The organism is Microbacterium kribbense (assembly GCF_039537285.1).
In the GTDB taxonomy this organism is placed as follows: Bacteria; Actinomycetota; Actinomycetes; order Actinomycetales; family Microbacteriaceae; genus Microbacterium; species Microbacterium kribbense.
The window spans coordinates 255,703-270,092 of record NZ_BAABAF010000003.1; the positions used below are offsets into that span (position 1 = coordinate 255,703).

Consider the following 14,390-nt stretch of genomic DNA (forward strand, 5'->3'; position numbering starts at 1 on the left):
CCGGGACTTAGCTGACATCCAGCGTGCAGGAATAGCCTCTCGGATGTGCCCGGTGCGCCGATTTGGAAGAAGCGACACCCGGCCGGCGTGATCGGCGGCCTGGTCGGCCTCGTCGCGCTCAGCGCCGTGGCCGGCGTGCTGATCTCGATGGCCGTCACGCCCACGGTGGCGGTGGCCGGCGCCGCGGCCACGACCGCGATCGACACATTCGACAACCTGCCCAGCGAGCTGCAGATAGGCGCGCTGCAGCTGCCGACCACGATCTATGCGCAGGACCCGACGACCGGCAAACAAGAGCCGCTGACCCGGTTCTACGACCAGAACCGGGTGCCGGTGACGTGGACCCAGATCGCCCCGGTGATGTATGACGCGATCCTCTCCAGCGAGGATCCGCGGTTCTATGACGAAGGCGGCATCGATCTGCTGGGCACGACGCGCGCCATACTGTCCAACCTCGAGGGCGGCAGTGGCGTGCAGGGTGGGTCCTCGATCAGCCAGCAGTATGTCAAGAACGTGCTGGTGCAGGATTGCTACGGCACCGTCAACGCCCAGACGCTGACGCAGCAGCGGCGGCAGGCCGAGATCGAGGCGTGCTACAACGACGCCACCAACGACAGCGGTCCGTCCGGCTACGCCCGCAAGCTGCAGGAGATGCGCTACGCGATCGCGCTCTCGCAGAAGTACTCGAAAGACGAGATCCTGCTCGCGTACCTGAACATCGCGAACTTCGGCGGCGTGACATACGGCATCGAGGCGGCATCCCAGTACTACTTCGGCGTGCACGCGAGCAAGCTCTCGCTCGCACAGGCGACGACGCTGGCGGGCATGGTGCAGAACCCCAACACCTACCGCATCGATCTGTCCGGCAGCAAGGTCAACGGCGCCGGCAGCCACTACGCCCTGACCAAGCAGCGCCAGGAGTACGTGCTGGGGCGGATGCGCGATGGCGGCAAGATCACCACGGCGCAGTACGACGCGGCGATGAAGGCGCCGATCACCCCGCACATCACCCCGCCGACGACGGGTTGCGCCAACACCTCGGTGCAGTACTTCTGCGAGTACGTGACCTCGATCATCACGAGCGACCCGGCGTTCGGCAAGACCGGCGCGGACCGGGAACAGGCCCTGCGTCAGGGCGGGCTGAACATCTACACGACGCTCGACCCGCGGCTGCAGAAGGTCGCCCAGGCCACGGTGTCGAAGTACGCCCCGTCGAAGTGGCCGGGGTACGGCTACGGATCGACGATCGTGAACATCCAGCCGTCGACTGGCGACATCCTCTCGCTCGCGCAGAACACGCATTTCAGCACGACCCCGTCGTCCCCCGACTCCGGCAACACCAGCATCGTGTACGCCGGCGACCACACGCAGGGCTCGAACGGGTTCGAGGCGGGATCGTCGTTCAAGCTGTTCACGCTGCTGGCCTGGCTGCAGGCCGGCCACTCGGTCAACGAGGTCGTCAACGGCAACGTGCGCCTCATTCCGCACATCACGAACTCGTGCCAGGGTGACTGGACCAACAGGACCGGCAGCATCATCCAGAACTTCCGGCACGAGGCGGGCTACTACGGCACGCCGATGCAGTTCACCGCGCAGTCGCTGAACTCGGGCTATCTCGCGATGGCCGCCCAGCTCGACCTGTGCGACGTGATGAAGGATGCCACCAAGCTCGGCGTCACTCTCGCCGATGGCAGCGGGCCGGTGGAGATGACGAACCTCTTCTCGGTGCTCGGATCGAATTCGGTCTCGCCGATCGCGATGGCCGGCGCGTACGCCGCCATCGCCAACGGCGGCGTCTTCTGCCAGCCGCGGGTGATCGCCCGGGTCACGGATGCCGCAGGACAGGATCAGCCCGTGCCGCAGCGCACCTGCACCCAGCAGATCGACCCGGGCATCGCCGCCACGGCGGAGTATGCGCTGCAGACGGTGCTGCGGCCGGGCGGGACGGCGGCGGTCGCCAACCCCCACGACGGCACTGCGCTGTTCGGCAAGACCGGAACCCACAACGGCGAGCAGACCTGGCTCATCACGTCCAGCTCCGCGATGACCTCGCTGGTGTGGTCGGGCATCACCGACAACCACGGCGACCCGAACCTCGACATGTACACGTGGTGGTACCACGGCACCGACCTCGCCGAGATCCGGTACCCCATGTCCGAGCGGATCCAGCGCGCCGCCGACACGTACTACCCCGGCGGGCCGCTGCCCGCCCCCGAGGCGAAGCTCACGGTCTATTCCGGCAGCTACCCCCACCGCGCCGCACCGCACCCGTCGCCCACGCCGACGCCGACCTCTCCCCCCGCGACGATCGCACCGGCCCCGCAGACGCCGTCGACCTCGCCTCCCGGTCCCAAGAAAAAGCACGGCTGAGCGCCCGCCGTCCGGAGCACGCCCGCGGATCGGGTAGACTCGAACGGTTGCCACGGGGTGTGGCGCAGCTTGGTAGCGCGCTTCGTTCGGGACGAAGAGGCCGCAGGTTCAAATCCTGTCACCCCGACTGGTCAAGGCTCCACCTCGGTGGAGCCTTTGCCGTAGAAAGGACCCCGGATGCCCGTACCCCGCCTCGTCGCGTTCGACCTGGACGACACCCTCGCGCCGTCGAAGAGCCCGATCGACCCGCGCATCGCCTGCTTGCTGATCGCGCTCGCCGAACGGGTGCAGGTCGCGATCATCTCGGGCGCGCACCTGGCCCAGTTCACCACGCAGGTCGTGGATCGACTGCCGGATGCCGCAGCCGACGTGCGCGAGCGCATCCATCTGCTGCCCACCTGCGGCACGCAGTACTACCGGCTGTCCGCAGACGGCGTGCGCACCGTCTACGCGCATGCGCTCAGCGACGAGGAGAAGGCGCGGGCGACGGAGGCCGTCGAAGCCGAAGCCCGCCGGCTGGGCTACTGGGAGGCCGAGCCGTGGGGGCCGATCCTCGAAGACCGTGGCTCGCAGATCACCTTCTCGGCGCTCGGGCAGCAGGCGCCGCTGGACGCCAAGAGCGCCTGGGACCCGACCGGCCAGAAGAAGAACACGCTGCGCGCGGCGGTGGCCGCCCGCATCCCAGAGCTCGAGGTGCGCTCGGGCGGATCGACCAGCGTCGACATCACGCACCGGGGCATCGACAAGGCGTACGGCATGGCGCAACTGGCCGACCAGACCGGCATCCCGTTGACCGAGATGCTGTTCGTCGGCGACCGGCTCGACCCGGACGGCAATGACTACCCGGTGCTCGCCCTGGGCGTGCCCTGCCAGGCCGTCACCGGCTGGGAGGACACCGCGGCGTTTCTGGATCGGCTCATCCCGACGCTGTAATGGGCGTCGTTTCGACTCGCTCCGCTCGCGCAAGCGACCGGGGGCGGCCGGTTCTCGAGCGAGGAGCGAAGCGACGAGTCGAAACGCGGTCGAGTCAGGCCTTGGCCGCCGTGCTGGTGCGCGGCGCCCGGGCCCGTACCGGCTGCGCCACCGGGGTCAGCCGCGTCAGCTGCGTCACGTGCCGTGGGCCCAGTTCGGCCAGCGTCGAGACGCCGAGCAGCTTCATGGTGCGCTCGATCTCGCTGCGCAGAATCGCGATCGCCCGATCGACGCCCTGGCGGCCGCCGGCCATCAGGCCGTACAGATAGGCGCGGCCGACGAGGGTGAACGTCGCGCCCAGGGCGATGGATGCCACGATGTCGGCGCCGTTCATGATGCCGGTGTCGACGATCACGGTGGCGTCCTTGCCGACCTCGCGCACGACCTCCGGAAGCAGCCGGAACGGGATCGGTGCCCGGTCGAGCTGGCGCCCGCCGTGGTTGGACAGCACGATGCCGTCCACGCCCAGGTCGATGAGCTTCTTGGCATCGGTGACGGTCTGCACGCCCTTGATCACGATCTTTCCCGGCCACATCCCCCGGATGACCTCGAGGTCGTCGTAGCTGATCGTGGGGTCCATCGCGGCATCCAGCAGCTCGCCGACCGTGCCGCCGGTGGTCGACAGCGACGCGAACTCGAGCTTCGGCGTCGTGAGGAAGTCGATCCACCACCACGGCCGCGGGATCGCGTTGATGATCGTGCCCAGCGTCAGCTGCGGCGGGATCGAGAAGCCGTTGCGCTTGTCGCGCAGCCGCGCACCGCCCACCGGAGTGTCGACCGTGAAGAACAGCGTGTCGAAACCCGCCGCTGCGGCGCGCCGGGTCAATCCGTACGAGATCTCGCGGTCGCGCATGACATAGAGCTGGAACCAGTTGCGTCCATGCGGGTTGGTCGCGCGGACGTCCTCGATCGAGGTGGTGCCCAGCGTCGAGAGCGTGAACGGGATGCCGGCGGCAGCCGCCGCCCCGGCGCCGGCGGTCTCGCCCTCGGTCTGCATCAGCCGGGTGAACCCCGTCGGTGCGATGCCGAACGGCAACGCGCTGGGGCCGCCGAGTACCTCGCACGAGGTGTCGACGCTGGGTGCGGGCGTGAGGATGCCGGGGTGGAACTCGATGTCTTCGAACGCCTGCCGGGCCCGCGCGATCGACAGCTCGCCCTCGGCAGCGCCGTCGGTGTAGTCGAACGCCGCCTTCGGAGTGCGGCGCTGGGCGATCGTGCGCAGGTCGGCGATCGTCAGCGCGGCATCCAGCCGGCGCTTGCGTGCATTCCACTCGGGCCGCTTGAACTGCATGAGCTCGAGGATGTCCTTGGGGTTCGGAATCTGTCTGGTGACCATGAGGTCCTCTCAATCGGCGGTGAGCCCGGATTGTGCGTAATAGCCGGTGATGTGGTCGTGCACGAGCCGCGTCGCCCGGGCCGAGTCGCCGGCGGCGATGGCGTCGATGATCTCGCGATGCTGCGCGCGCAGCCGGTCGGCGGTGGCCGCCCAGTTGCCGACGCGCTCAGCGCCGGCAATCACGTACGACTCGATCGAGGTGCGCAGTCCGGCCATCATGGCGGCGACGACGGAATTGCCGGACGCCTCGGCCAGCGCCGTGTGGAACCGGGCGTCGAGGGCGAGGAACTCCGCGGGCGACAGCTCTGACATTTCCATCGCAGCCAGCATCCCACGCGCCTCGGCAAGTTCCTCGCCGGTCTCGGAGCCGGCCAGTCGCGCGTCCTCGGCTTCGCGGGCCAGCGACCCGGCGACGGCGGTCTCGAGGATCAGCCGGGTGCGGACGACGTCTTCGATCGCGAAGCCGCGGGCGGCCACCTGCAGGCGCAGCAGCGCCGCCATGCCGCCGTGCGGCGTCGCGATCACGATCGCGCCGGAGGCCGGCCCCGACCCGGTGGCGGTGCGGATCAGGCCCAGGACGTCCAGCACCCGCAGCGCTTCGCGCACACTGGACCGGCCGACCCCCAGTGCGGCGGCCAACTCGCGCTCGGGCGGCAGGTGATCGCCCGGCCGGAGCACGCCCTCGAGCAGATCGGACTCGATCTTCTCGAGCACGACGCGCCACGCGCGCGCAGGTGCGTCGGCCACGGGCCCTCCTTATGTGGTCTGACCACGGTATCAGCCTGTGGTCAGACCACGCAACGGGCGCGGTTGCATCGTCGACCGGCGTCCCGGCCACGCCGACGCCGCTCGAGCCTGTGCGGAACTCCTTCGATATCGACGCTCGGCGGCCGTGCACCCCCGTTTCCGGGGCGCGCCGGCGCGGATCGAAGGAGTTTTGCACGCGCTACGGCGCGCCCCCACCGACGGGTGGCATGCTCGTGCCCCGGGCCGCCACGACGCGACCGATCGCACGGCCCTCAGCCCAGGCGCCCGCCCGACTCGCGCAGGTAGCACTGGGCGCACATCGACTCGTAGGTGACCCGGTCGGCGCTGAGCTCGTCGATCGCGACCTGATCACCGTCGAAGACGAACCGACCGCCGACCAGTCGTGCGTTGAACAGCGCCTTGCGGCCGCACCGGCAGATCGTCTTGAGCTCCTCCAGGCTGTGCGCGAGCTCGAGCAGGCGCCGCGAGCCGGGGAACGCCCGAGTCTGGAAGTCGGTGCGGATGCCGTAGGCCAGCACCGGCACGCCGTCGAGCACCACGATCCGCAGCAGATCGTCGACCTGGTCGCGGGTGAGGAACTGCGCCTCGTCGATGAGCAGGCACGCCACGTCGACGGGCGCCGCGTCGTCGGCCGGGATCAGTGCCTCCGCGTCGCGCCGCACCCGCGCCCGGTGCGCCGCGAACAGCGCACGCACGTCGTCGTCCGGACGGATCAGGAAGTCGGCATCCCGGGTCATCCCGAGCCGACTTGAGATGCGATCGGCATCCTTCGTGTCGATGCCGGGCTTGGCCAGCAGCACGTGCTGACCGCGCTCCTCATAGTTGTATGCGGCCTGCAGCAGTGCGGTGGACTTGCCCGAGTTCATCGCACCGTACCGGAAGTAGAGTTTGGCCACCGCCCAAGTCTACAAACGCGCCGCGCGCCCTCAGGCGCTCAGCTCGAGCGCCTCGGCCGTGCCGGCCATCGTCTCGCGGGCAAGCTCGGGCCGGTCGTTCAGCGACTGGCCGTACGTCGGGATCAGCTCGCGCAGCTTCGGCTCCCAGGACGCGATCTGGTCCGGGAAGCACGTCTTCATCAGGTCGAGCATGATCGGCACGGCTGTCGATGCGCCCGGCGACGCACCGAGCAGGCCCGCGATCGAGCCGTCCGCGGCCGAGATGACCTCGGTGCCGAACTTCAGCTGGCCTTCGTGCATCACCTGGGCACGCTGGCCGGCCTGCAGCAGCGTCCAGTCAGCATCCTTGGCCGACGGCATCAGCTGGCGCAGGTCGTCGACCTTGCGGCGGTGACTCTTGGCGAGCTCGCTGACCAGATACTTGATGAGGTCGAAGTTGGTCGCCGCGACCTTGAGCATGCTGAAGATGTTCGAGAACCGCACCTGGGTGACGATGTCCCACATCGACCCCTTCTTCAAGAACTTGGGGCTGAACGTGGCGAACGGGCCGAACAGCACCGAGGTCTTGCCGTCCACGACGCGGGTGTCCAGGTGCGGCACCGACATGGGCGGTGCGCCCACGGTGGCCTTGGAGTAGACCTTGGCGTGGTGCTGCGCGACGATGGCCGGTTCGCTCGTCATCAGCCACTGCCCGCCGATCGGGAAGCATCCGTACCCCTTGGCCTCGGCGATTCCCGAGCGCTGCAGCAGCTTCAGAGCCCAGCCGCCGGCGCCGACGAACACGAAGCGCGCCTTGACCTGCCCCGGCCCGTGGCCGAGGGTGCGACGGTACTTGACGAGCCACTGGCCGTCCGCGGTGCGCGAGAGGTGGCGCACCTCGGTGTTGGTGAGCACCTCCATGCGCTCGTGGCGCAGGTGTGCGAACAGCTGGTGCGTCAGCGCGCCGAAGTCGACGTCGGTGCCGGCGCTCTCGCGCGTGGCTGCGAACGGCTCGTCGGCCTTGCGCCGCTTGTCCATCAGCAGCGGGGCCCACTTGTTGATGACGCGGGAGTCCTCGCTGTACTCCATGTCGGCGAACAGGGTCTGCTCCTTGAGCAGCTCATAGCGCTTCTTCAAGAACGCGACGTTCTTCTCGCCGCGCACGAAGGTCATGTGCGGGGTCGGGTTGATGAAGGTCTCGGGGCCGTTCAGCACGCCGCGGGCGACCAGCGCCGACCAGAACTGACGAGACAGCTGGAACTGCTCGTTGATCGCGATGGCTTTGGAGATCTCGACGGTGCCGTCGGGAGCCTGCGGGGTGTAGTTCAGCTCACAGAGGGCCGAGTGGCCGGTGCCGGCGTTGTTCCAGGCGTTGGAGCTTTCCTGCGCGACGTCGCTGAGGCGCTCGATCGTGGTGATCTTCCAGTCCGGCTGCAGCTCGTGCAGGAAGGTACCCAGGGTGGCACTCATGATGCCACCACCGATCAAGACGACATCGACGGATTCAGTCACGGTCATCTAGTCTAGTTGGCCGCGCTGCGCCGTTCCTCGACAGCGACGGACAGGCGCTGCCCCACGATCTCGGCGATCTGCACCGCGTTCAGAGCGGCGCCCTTGCGCAGGTTGTCGTTCGCGATGAACAGCACCAGACCCTTGCCCTCGGGCGCGGACTGATCGGCACGGATGCGGCCCACGAAGCTCGGGTCCTTGCCCGCCGCGTGCAGCGGCGTGGGCACGTCGGCCAGCGCCACCCCGGGAGCGGTCCCCAGCAGTTCGCGGGCGCGATCGGGGGTCAGCTCATCACGGAACTCGGCGTGGATGTCCAGCGAGTGGCCGGTGAAAACGGGTACCCGCACGCAGGAGCCGGCCACGCGCAGGTCGGGCAGCTCGAGGATCTTGCGGCTCTCGTTGCGCAGCTTCTTCTCTTCGTCGGTCTCGCCCTGGCCGTCCTCGACGAGGGTGCCCGCATAGGGGATCACGTCGAACGCGATCGGCGCGACGTAGGTGCTCGGCGTGGGGAAAGCGACGGCGGCACCGTCGTGCACCAGGTCGATGGCATTGCCCGCGGCCACGGCCGACTGCACCTGGCCGAGCAGCTCCTGCGCACCGGCCAGCCCCGAGCCCGAGACCGCCTGGTAGGTGCTGACGATCAGTCGCTGCAGGCCGGCGGCCTCATCCAGCACCTTCAGCACCGGCATAGCCGCCATCGTGGTGCAGTTCGGGTTGGCGATGATGCCCTTGTGCGCCTGGTCGATGGCGTGCGGGTTGACCTCGCTGACCACGAGGGGGACCTCGGGGTCCATCCGCCAGGCGCTGGAATTGTCGATGACGATGGCACCGGCGGCGGCGAAGCGCGGCGCATGCGCACGACTGCCGGTGGCGCCCGCCGAGAACAGGGCGATGTCGATGCCGGCCGGGTCGGCCTCGGCGATGTCTTCGACGATGATCGTGTGCCCGCCGAAGTCGACCGCGCGCCCGGCCGAGCGGGCGGTGGCGAACAGCCGCAGGTCGCGGACCGGGAAGTCGCGCTCGGCGAGGATCTCGAGCATGACGGTGCCGACCTGGCCGGTGGCGCCGACGACGGCGATGGACAGTCCGGAATCGGAGATGCGGGTCATGGCGAAATCCTCGGGGTGCGGGCGCGTGAAAGTGTGGTGAGACAGACAGGATGCCTCGGATGCAGCGGCGCGGTTTCGGCCGATTCTACCCGGGCTCGCCGAGAGCGCCGCTCAGCATTCGAGCTCAGCGGCCGGTGCCGGCGTAGACGGCGGCGTCGATCTCGCCGTCCAGCCCGAAGGCGGTGTGCACGGCGCGAGCGGCCTCGTCGAGGTCGTCGCCGCGCAGCACGACCGAGATGCGGATCTCGGAGGTCGAGATCATCTCGATGTTGACGCCGGCCACGCTGAGCGCCTCGAACAGCGTCGCCGAGACGCCGGAGTTGGTGCGCATCCCGGCGCCCACCACCGACAGCTTGCCGATCTGGTCGTCGTGGATCAGGTTCTCGAAGCCGACGTCGGCCTGCTCGGCGGCCAGCGCGCGCAGCGCGAGGGATGCCTCTTCTTTGGGCAGCGTGAATGAGATGTCGGTGCGGCCGGTCGCGGCGGCCGAGATGTTCTGGACGATCATGTCGACGTTCGCACCCGAGCGCGCGACGATCTTGAAGATCTCGGCGGCTTTGCCGGTGACATCCGGCACCCCGATGACGGTGATCTTGGCCTGGCTGTGGTCGGTGGCGACGCCGGCGACGACGGGCTCTTCCATGTGCTCTCCCTGAAGCTGCGGGAATAGGTCTGACAGCGCCCTGCGGGCCTTCTCGTCGATGACGAGGGTCCCCTCGGCCGAGCTGAACGTGGAGCGGGCGTGGATGATCACGCCGTGCCGGCGGGCATATTCCACTGCGCGAATATAGAGGACTTTCGCCCCGTTGGCGGCGAGTTCGAGCATCTCCTCACTGGAGATGACATCGAGCTTGTGCGCCTTGGGTATCACCCGCGGATCGGCCGTGTAGATGCCGTCGACATCACTGTAGATCTCGCAGACGTCGGCGTCCAGGGCTGCCGCCAGCGCGACCGCGGTGGTGTCGGACCCGCCCCGGCCGAGGGTCGTGATGTCGCGGGTGTCGCGGTTGAAGCCCTGGAATCCCGCGACGATGACGATCGCGCCCTCGTCGAGCGCCTCGCGAAGCCGGATCGGCGTGACGTCGACGATGCGCGCGGCGCCATGGTGGGCGTCGGTGATCATGCCGGCTTGGCTGCCGGTGAACGAGCGCGCTTCGAAACCCATCGAGTGGATCGCCATCGCCACCAGTGCCATCGAGATGCGCTCGCCCGACGACAGCAGCATGTCCAGCTCACGGGGCGCCGGGATCGGGGCCACTTCGGCGGCGAGGTCCAGCAGCTCGTCGGTCGTGTCGCCCATCGCGCTGACGGCCACGACGACGTCGTTGCCGGCGCGGCGGGCGTCGACGATGCGCTTGGCGACGCGCTTGATGCCGTCGGCATCGGCGACGGACGATCCGCCGTACTTCTGGACGATCAGCGCCACACTGGTACTCCCTGGTCTGAGGCGGCATCCGCGCCCGGAATCCATCTTAGAGACCGCTCCATGTCGGTTCGGCCATGTGTCGCGAGTGTCAGCGGTCGGCGGTGTGCGGCAGCGTGATCGGCCGCGTGTCCGCCTCGGCGGCCGCGATGCCGGGCATGGCCTCGGCGACGATATCGGGCTCCAGGGCGGCACCGGGGGTCCGGCGGAGCCTGCCGCCGGTGGCGGCGAGCCAGCAGCCCAGCAGCACCAGCGGGAAGCCCAGCAGCAGCCATGGCGTCAGCGATTCGCCGAGGATCAGCATCCCGAGCCCGATCGCCACGATCGGGTTGACGTAGGTGAACAGCGGCGCGGTGACCGGCCCCACCTCCGCGATCAGGGCGAAGACGGCGACGAACGCGACGGCCGTGCACAGCACCGCCAGCAGACCCAGCGAGATCATGCTGCGCAGTGTCGGCACCTCGTGCTGGGTCAGCAGCGCGATCGGCAGATAGACGATGCCGATCGCGGTCAGTGCCAGCGTGATCGAGCCGAGCGAGGGCACATCGGACAGCTTCGCCGAGACGATGAACGGGGCGATCGCGTAGAGCACGGCGGTCACCAGCACCTCGCCGACGGCGACGAAGGTGGATGCCGCGTCCGTCACGGCGAGCCCTTGGCCGGCGACGACCACGGCGACACCGCCGAAGCCGACCAGCAGGCCGATCACCCGCAGCGGGCTCGTGGACCGATGCGTGCCGATGCCGAACCCGATGATCGCCGCCCACAGCGGGACCGATGCCACCAGCAGACCGGTAAGCCCCGAGGGGATGGTCTGCTCGGCGTGGCTGAGCAGGAAGAACGGGCCGCCCATCTCGACCGCGCCGAACGCGAGCGCCCACGGCCACTTGCGCAGGGCCGGTCGCAGCGCCTTGCGGTGCAGGGCGAGCGGCAGCAGCAGCAGCGCGCCGACGAGCGTTCTGCCGGCGACCACGGCGGCGGGTGAGAACGAGGTGACGGCCTCGCTGATGAACAGGTAGGGCAGGCCCCACAGCACCGCCATGACTGCCAGCAGCCACCATCCCCTGGCGCTCATCTGGGCATTCCTAGATCGACCGACGGCCCTCGAACGCGCGGCCCAGGGTCACCTCGTCGGCGTATTCGAGGTCGCCGCCGACGGGCAGACCCGAGGCGAGGCGGGTGACGCTGATCTGCAGCGTGTGCAGCAGCCGGGACAGGTAGGTGGCGGTGGCCTCGCCCTCGAGGTTCGGGTTGGTGGCGAGAATGACCTCCTGCACCGTCCCGTCGGCCAGGCGCTGCATGAGCTGCGCGATGCGCAGGTCGTCGGGCCCGATACCCGCGATCGGGCTGATCGCGCCGCCGAGCACGTGGTAGCGCCCGCGGAATTCCCGGGTGCGCTCGATCGCGGCGACGTCCTTCGCGTCTTCGACGACGCAGATCAAGGCCTCGTTGCGCCGCCGGTCACGGCAGATGGCACACCGGTCCTGCTCCGACACGTTGCCGCAGATCTCGCAGAAGCGCACCTTCTCGCGCACCTCGCTGAGCAGCTCGGCGAGATGCGAGACGTCGAAGGACGGTGTCTGCAGAATGTGGAAGGTGATGCGCTGGGCCGACTTCGGGCCGATGCCGGGAAGCCGTCCGAACTCGTCGATCAGGTCTTGAACGATGCCGTCATACATGGATTACTGGAACCTCGTGGGCGATTCGTAGGGCTCTTCGCGCACGAACGTGGCGCCGAGGATCTGGCGGACGACGGCCTCACCGACCCGCTGCACGCCGTCGTCGCGAGTGGATGCCTGAGGCGGACGGGGCGCGGCTCTGGGCGGTGCGGCGCTCACGGCCGCGTCGGTCGGGTCGTCGTCATCCGACTCCCCCGGCGCCTCGATGTCGCCGGCTGCGAGCACGTCGCCCTCGTGCGGCGGTGCGAGGGTCGCGATGAGCGGGGATGCCACGTCTTCGGGGTCGTCATCAACGGGCAGCGCCAGGGCATCGTCGCCGCCGGTCGGGATCGTGGCGACCGCCCACTCGGTGACGGGCGCGGCGGACGCCGGCGCGGAGCGGGGCGGGGCGGGGCGTGCCGATCCGGCCGGGGTCGAGCGGGGCGGGGAGACGGGCGCCGATGCGCCCGGGGTCGAGCGGGGCGCGGATGCCGACGGCTCATCAGCCCGAGCTGACCCGGCCGCCCCGGGAGATCCTGCCGGCGCAGACCCGGTGGCAGCAAAGGATCCGGCGGGCGCAGAAGGCTCGGCGGGCGCCGACCCGGCAGGAGCAGCCGGCCCACCGGAGTGCGGTCGGGGCGCGTCGGCGGGAGCCTGCCGACCTCGCCCGGGAGCGGCCGTCGGGTTCGCCGACGACTGGTCGCGGCCATCGGCGGGGCCATGACCGGTCCCGGCGACGACATGGCGCGCGAGGTACTTCACGCGAATGCCCAGGACGCCGTGGATCGCCTGCCGCAGGTCTTCGCTGGGCCCGGCACCCGCCTGCAGCTTCTTGAACTTCGCGACATCGCTCGCGCTGTCGAAACTCAGCGTGAGCACGTCGTCGGCGAAGTCCACCACGGTGGCCGCGGTCGCCACCAGCCACGAAGCGCGGTTGACGCCCTCGAGTCGCTCCAGGATGGTGGGCCACGAGTCGTCCATCCGCGCGCGCTCGCTGCGCGGCTCGCACTCGGGCGGCTCGTCCATATCGCCCGGCGGCTCGTCGTCGTACGCCGCAGCATCCACTGTCTGAACCGGAGGTTGCCGCAGTATCTGAGCCGCAGGTTCAGAAGCCGAAACGGGTAGCCCCGTGCCTCCGGCCGCCGGTGCGGCGCCACCCGCCGCAGGCGTATCCGCCGGCGCAGGCGAATCCGCAGCCGCCGCAGGCGCAGCCGCCGCAGGCGCAGGCGTCGCAGCGACGCCGCCAGCACCCGCGACCGCTCCCCCGTGCGTGAGCACGCGCGCGATCATCAGCTCCAACTGCAGCCGCGGCGAGGTCGCGCCGGTCATCTCGTCCAGCGCCGCCACCACGATGTCGGCCACCCGAGACAGCCGCTCGGCACCGAAGGCGCCGGCCTGCGACGACATCCGCGCGAGCTCGTCGGCGGGCACGCCGCGCAGCACCGCCGCGGCCGCATCGCCGGTCGCGGCCACGATGATCAGGTCGCGCAGCCGCTCCAGCAGATCGTCCAGGAAGCGGCGCGGATCCTGCCCGGTCTGCACGACGCGGTCGACCGCGGTGAAGGCGGCCCCGGCATCCTGCGCCCCGAACGCGTCGACGACCTCGTCCAGCAGATCCGCCGGGGTGTAGCCGAGCAGCGCGACAGCACGGGCATAGCCGACCGCCGAATCCTCCGACCCGGCGATGAGCTGGTCGAGCACCGAGAGCGTGTCCCGCGGCGACCCGCCGCCGGCGCGCACCACCAGCGGCAGCACACCGGGCTCGATGGTCACCCCCTCCTGCGCACACAGCTGCTCGACGTATTCGAGCATCGCGGCGGGCGCGACCAGCCGGAAGGGGTAGTGGTGCGTGCGGGACCGGATCGTGCCGATGACCTTCTCGGGCTCGGTGGTCGCGAAGATGAACTTGACGTGGTCGGGCGGCTCTTCGACCAGCTTCAGCAGCGCGTTGAACCCCTGCGGCGTCACCATGTGCGCCTCGTCGAGAATGAAGATCTTGAACCGGTCGCGCGCCGGCGCGAACACTGCGCGCTCGCGCAGGTCACGCGCGTCGTCGACGCCGTTGTGGCTGGCCGCGTCGATCTCGACGACATCGAGCGACCCGCCGCCGCCGCGCCCCAGCTCGACACAGCTCTCGCACACCCCGCACGGCGTGTCGGTCGGGCCCTGCGCGCAGTTCAGACAGCGTGCCAGGATGCGCGCCGACGTCGTCTTGCCGCAGCCGCGCGGCCCCGAGAACAGATAGGCGTGCCCGACCCGGTCGCTGCGCAGCGCGGTCATCAGCGGCTCGGTGACCTGGGCCTGCCCGATCATCTCCGCGAACGTCTCGGGCCGGTAGCGGCGGTACAGTGCGGTGGTCACCCGTCCAGC

The 14,390-nt window shown here is 69.6% G+C and carries 11 protein-coding genes and 1 tRNA gene; 3 read left to right on the forward strand and 9 right to left on the reverse strand.

Annotation, left to right across the window (positions count from 1 at the left end; translation table 11 throughout):
- Positions 1-45 precede the first annotated feature (45 nt).
- From ABD705_RS05765 to ABD705_RS05775, 3 genes are all read left to right on the forward strand, one after another.
- Positions 46-2,370 (forward strand): transglycosylase domain-containing protein, encoded by a 2,325-nt coding sequence (locus ABD705_RS05765; protein ID WP_344781466.1) that lies wholly within the window; start codon positions 46-48, stop codon positions 2,368-2,370.
- A 53-nt stretch (positions 2,371-2,423) separates the two neighbouring features.
- Positions 2,424-2,497, forward strand: a tRNA-Pro gene (locus ABD705_RS05770).
- A gap of 50 nt (positions 2,498-2,547) precedes the next feature.
- A complete protein-coding gene (locus ABD705_RS05775; RefSeq protein WP_344781468.1) occupies positions 2,548-3,303 on the forward strand; it encodes an HAD-IIB family hydrolase in 756 nt (251 codons plus the stop codon).
- A 94-nt stretch (positions 3,304-3,397) separates the two neighbouring features.
- Here ABD705_RS05775 and ABD705_RS05780 read toward each other — a convergent pair whose 3' ends face one another.
- From ABD705_RS05780 to ABD705_RS05820, 9 genes are all read right to left on the reverse strand, one after another.
- A complete protein-coding gene (locus tag ABD705_RS05780) occupies positions 3,398-4,678 on the reverse strand; it encodes an alpha-hydroxy acid oxidase (protein WP_344781470.1) in 1,281 nt (426 codons plus the stop codon).
- Positions 4,679-4,687: 9 nt separating this feature from the next.
- A complete protein-coding gene (locus tag ABD705_RS05785) occupies positions 4,688-5,425 on the reverse strand; it encodes a FadR/GntR family transcriptional regulator (protein ID WP_344781472.1) in 738 nt (245 codons plus the stop codon).
- Between the two features lie 272 nt (positions 5,426-5,697).
- Complete coding sequence (locus ABD705_RS05790) at positions 5,698-6,342, reverse strand: thymidine kinase (RefSeq protein WP_344781474.1); 645 nt, start codon at positions 6,340-6,342, stop codon at positions 5,698-5,700.
- Between the two features lie 30 nt (positions 6,343-6,372).
- Positions 6,373-7,839, reverse strand: coding sequence for a malate dehydrogenase (quinone) (gene mqo / locus ABD705_RS05795; protein ID WP_344781476.1), 1,467 nt, complete (start codon positions 7,837-7,839; stop codon positions 6,373-6,375).
- A gap of 5 nt (positions 7,840-7,844) precedes the next feature.
- A complete protein-coding gene (locus ABD705_RS05800) occupies positions 7,845-8,939 on the reverse strand; it encodes an aspartate-semialdehyde dehydrogenase (RefSeq protein ID WP_344781478.1) in 1,095 nt (364 codons plus the stop codon).
- Positions 8,940-9,063: 124 nt separating this feature from the next.
- The gene (locus tag ABD705_RS05805; protein WP_344781480.1) at positions 9,064-10,365 is read right to left on the reverse strand and encodes an aspartate kinase; all 1,302 of its coding nucleotides are present in this window, start codon (positions 10,363-10,365) and stop codon (positions 9,064-9,066) included.
- A gap of 88 nt (positions 10,366-10,453) precedes the next feature.
- Positions 10,454-11,437 (reverse strand): DMT family transporter, encoded by a 984-nt coding sequence (locus ABD705_RS05810; protein ID WP_344781482.1) that lies wholly within the window; start codon positions 11,435-11,437, stop codon positions 10,454-10,456.
- A 10-nt stretch (positions 11,438-11,447) separates the two neighbouring features.
- Complete coding sequence (recR, locus tag ABD705_RS05815; RefSeq protein ID WP_344781484.1) at positions 11,448-12,041, reverse strand: recombination mediator RecR; 594 nt, start codon at positions 12,039-12,041, stop codon at positions 11,448-11,450.
- Between the two features lie 3 nt (positions 12,042-12,044).
- Positions 12,045-14,381, reverse strand: coding sequence for a DNA polymerase III subunit gamma and tau (locus tag ABD705_RS05820; protein ID WP_344781486.1), 2,337 nt, complete (start codon positions 14,379-14,381; stop codon positions 12,045-12,047).
- Positions 14,382-14,390: the final 9 nt, after the last annotated feature.

Bases quoted from the DNA above. Each gene is read 5' to 3' on its own strand.
- ABD705_RS05775 (WP_344781468.1), top strand. From the start codon at position 2,548: ATGCCCGTACCCCGCCTCGTCGCGTTCGACCTGGACGACACCCTCGCG.
- ABD705_RS05780 (WP_344781470.1), bottom strand. From the start codon at position 4,678: ATGGTCACCAGACAGATTCCGAACCCCAAGGACATCCTCGAGCTCATG.
- mqo (WP_344781476.1), bottom strand. From the start codon at position 7,839: ATGACCGTGACTGAATCCGTCGATGTCGTCTTGATCGGTGGTGGCATC.
- ABD705_RS05800 (WP_344781478.1), bottom strand. From the start codon at position 8,939: ATGACCCGCATCTCCGATTCCGGACTGTCCATCGCCGTCGTCGGCGCC.
- ABD705_RS05810 (WP_344781482.1), bottom strand. From the start codon at position 11,437: ATGAGCGCCAGGGGATGGTGGCTGCTGGCAGTCATGGCGGTGCTGTGG.
- recR (WP_344781484.1), bottom strand. From the start codon at position 12,041: ATGTATGACGGCATCGTTCAAGACCTGATCGACGAGTTCGGACGGCTT.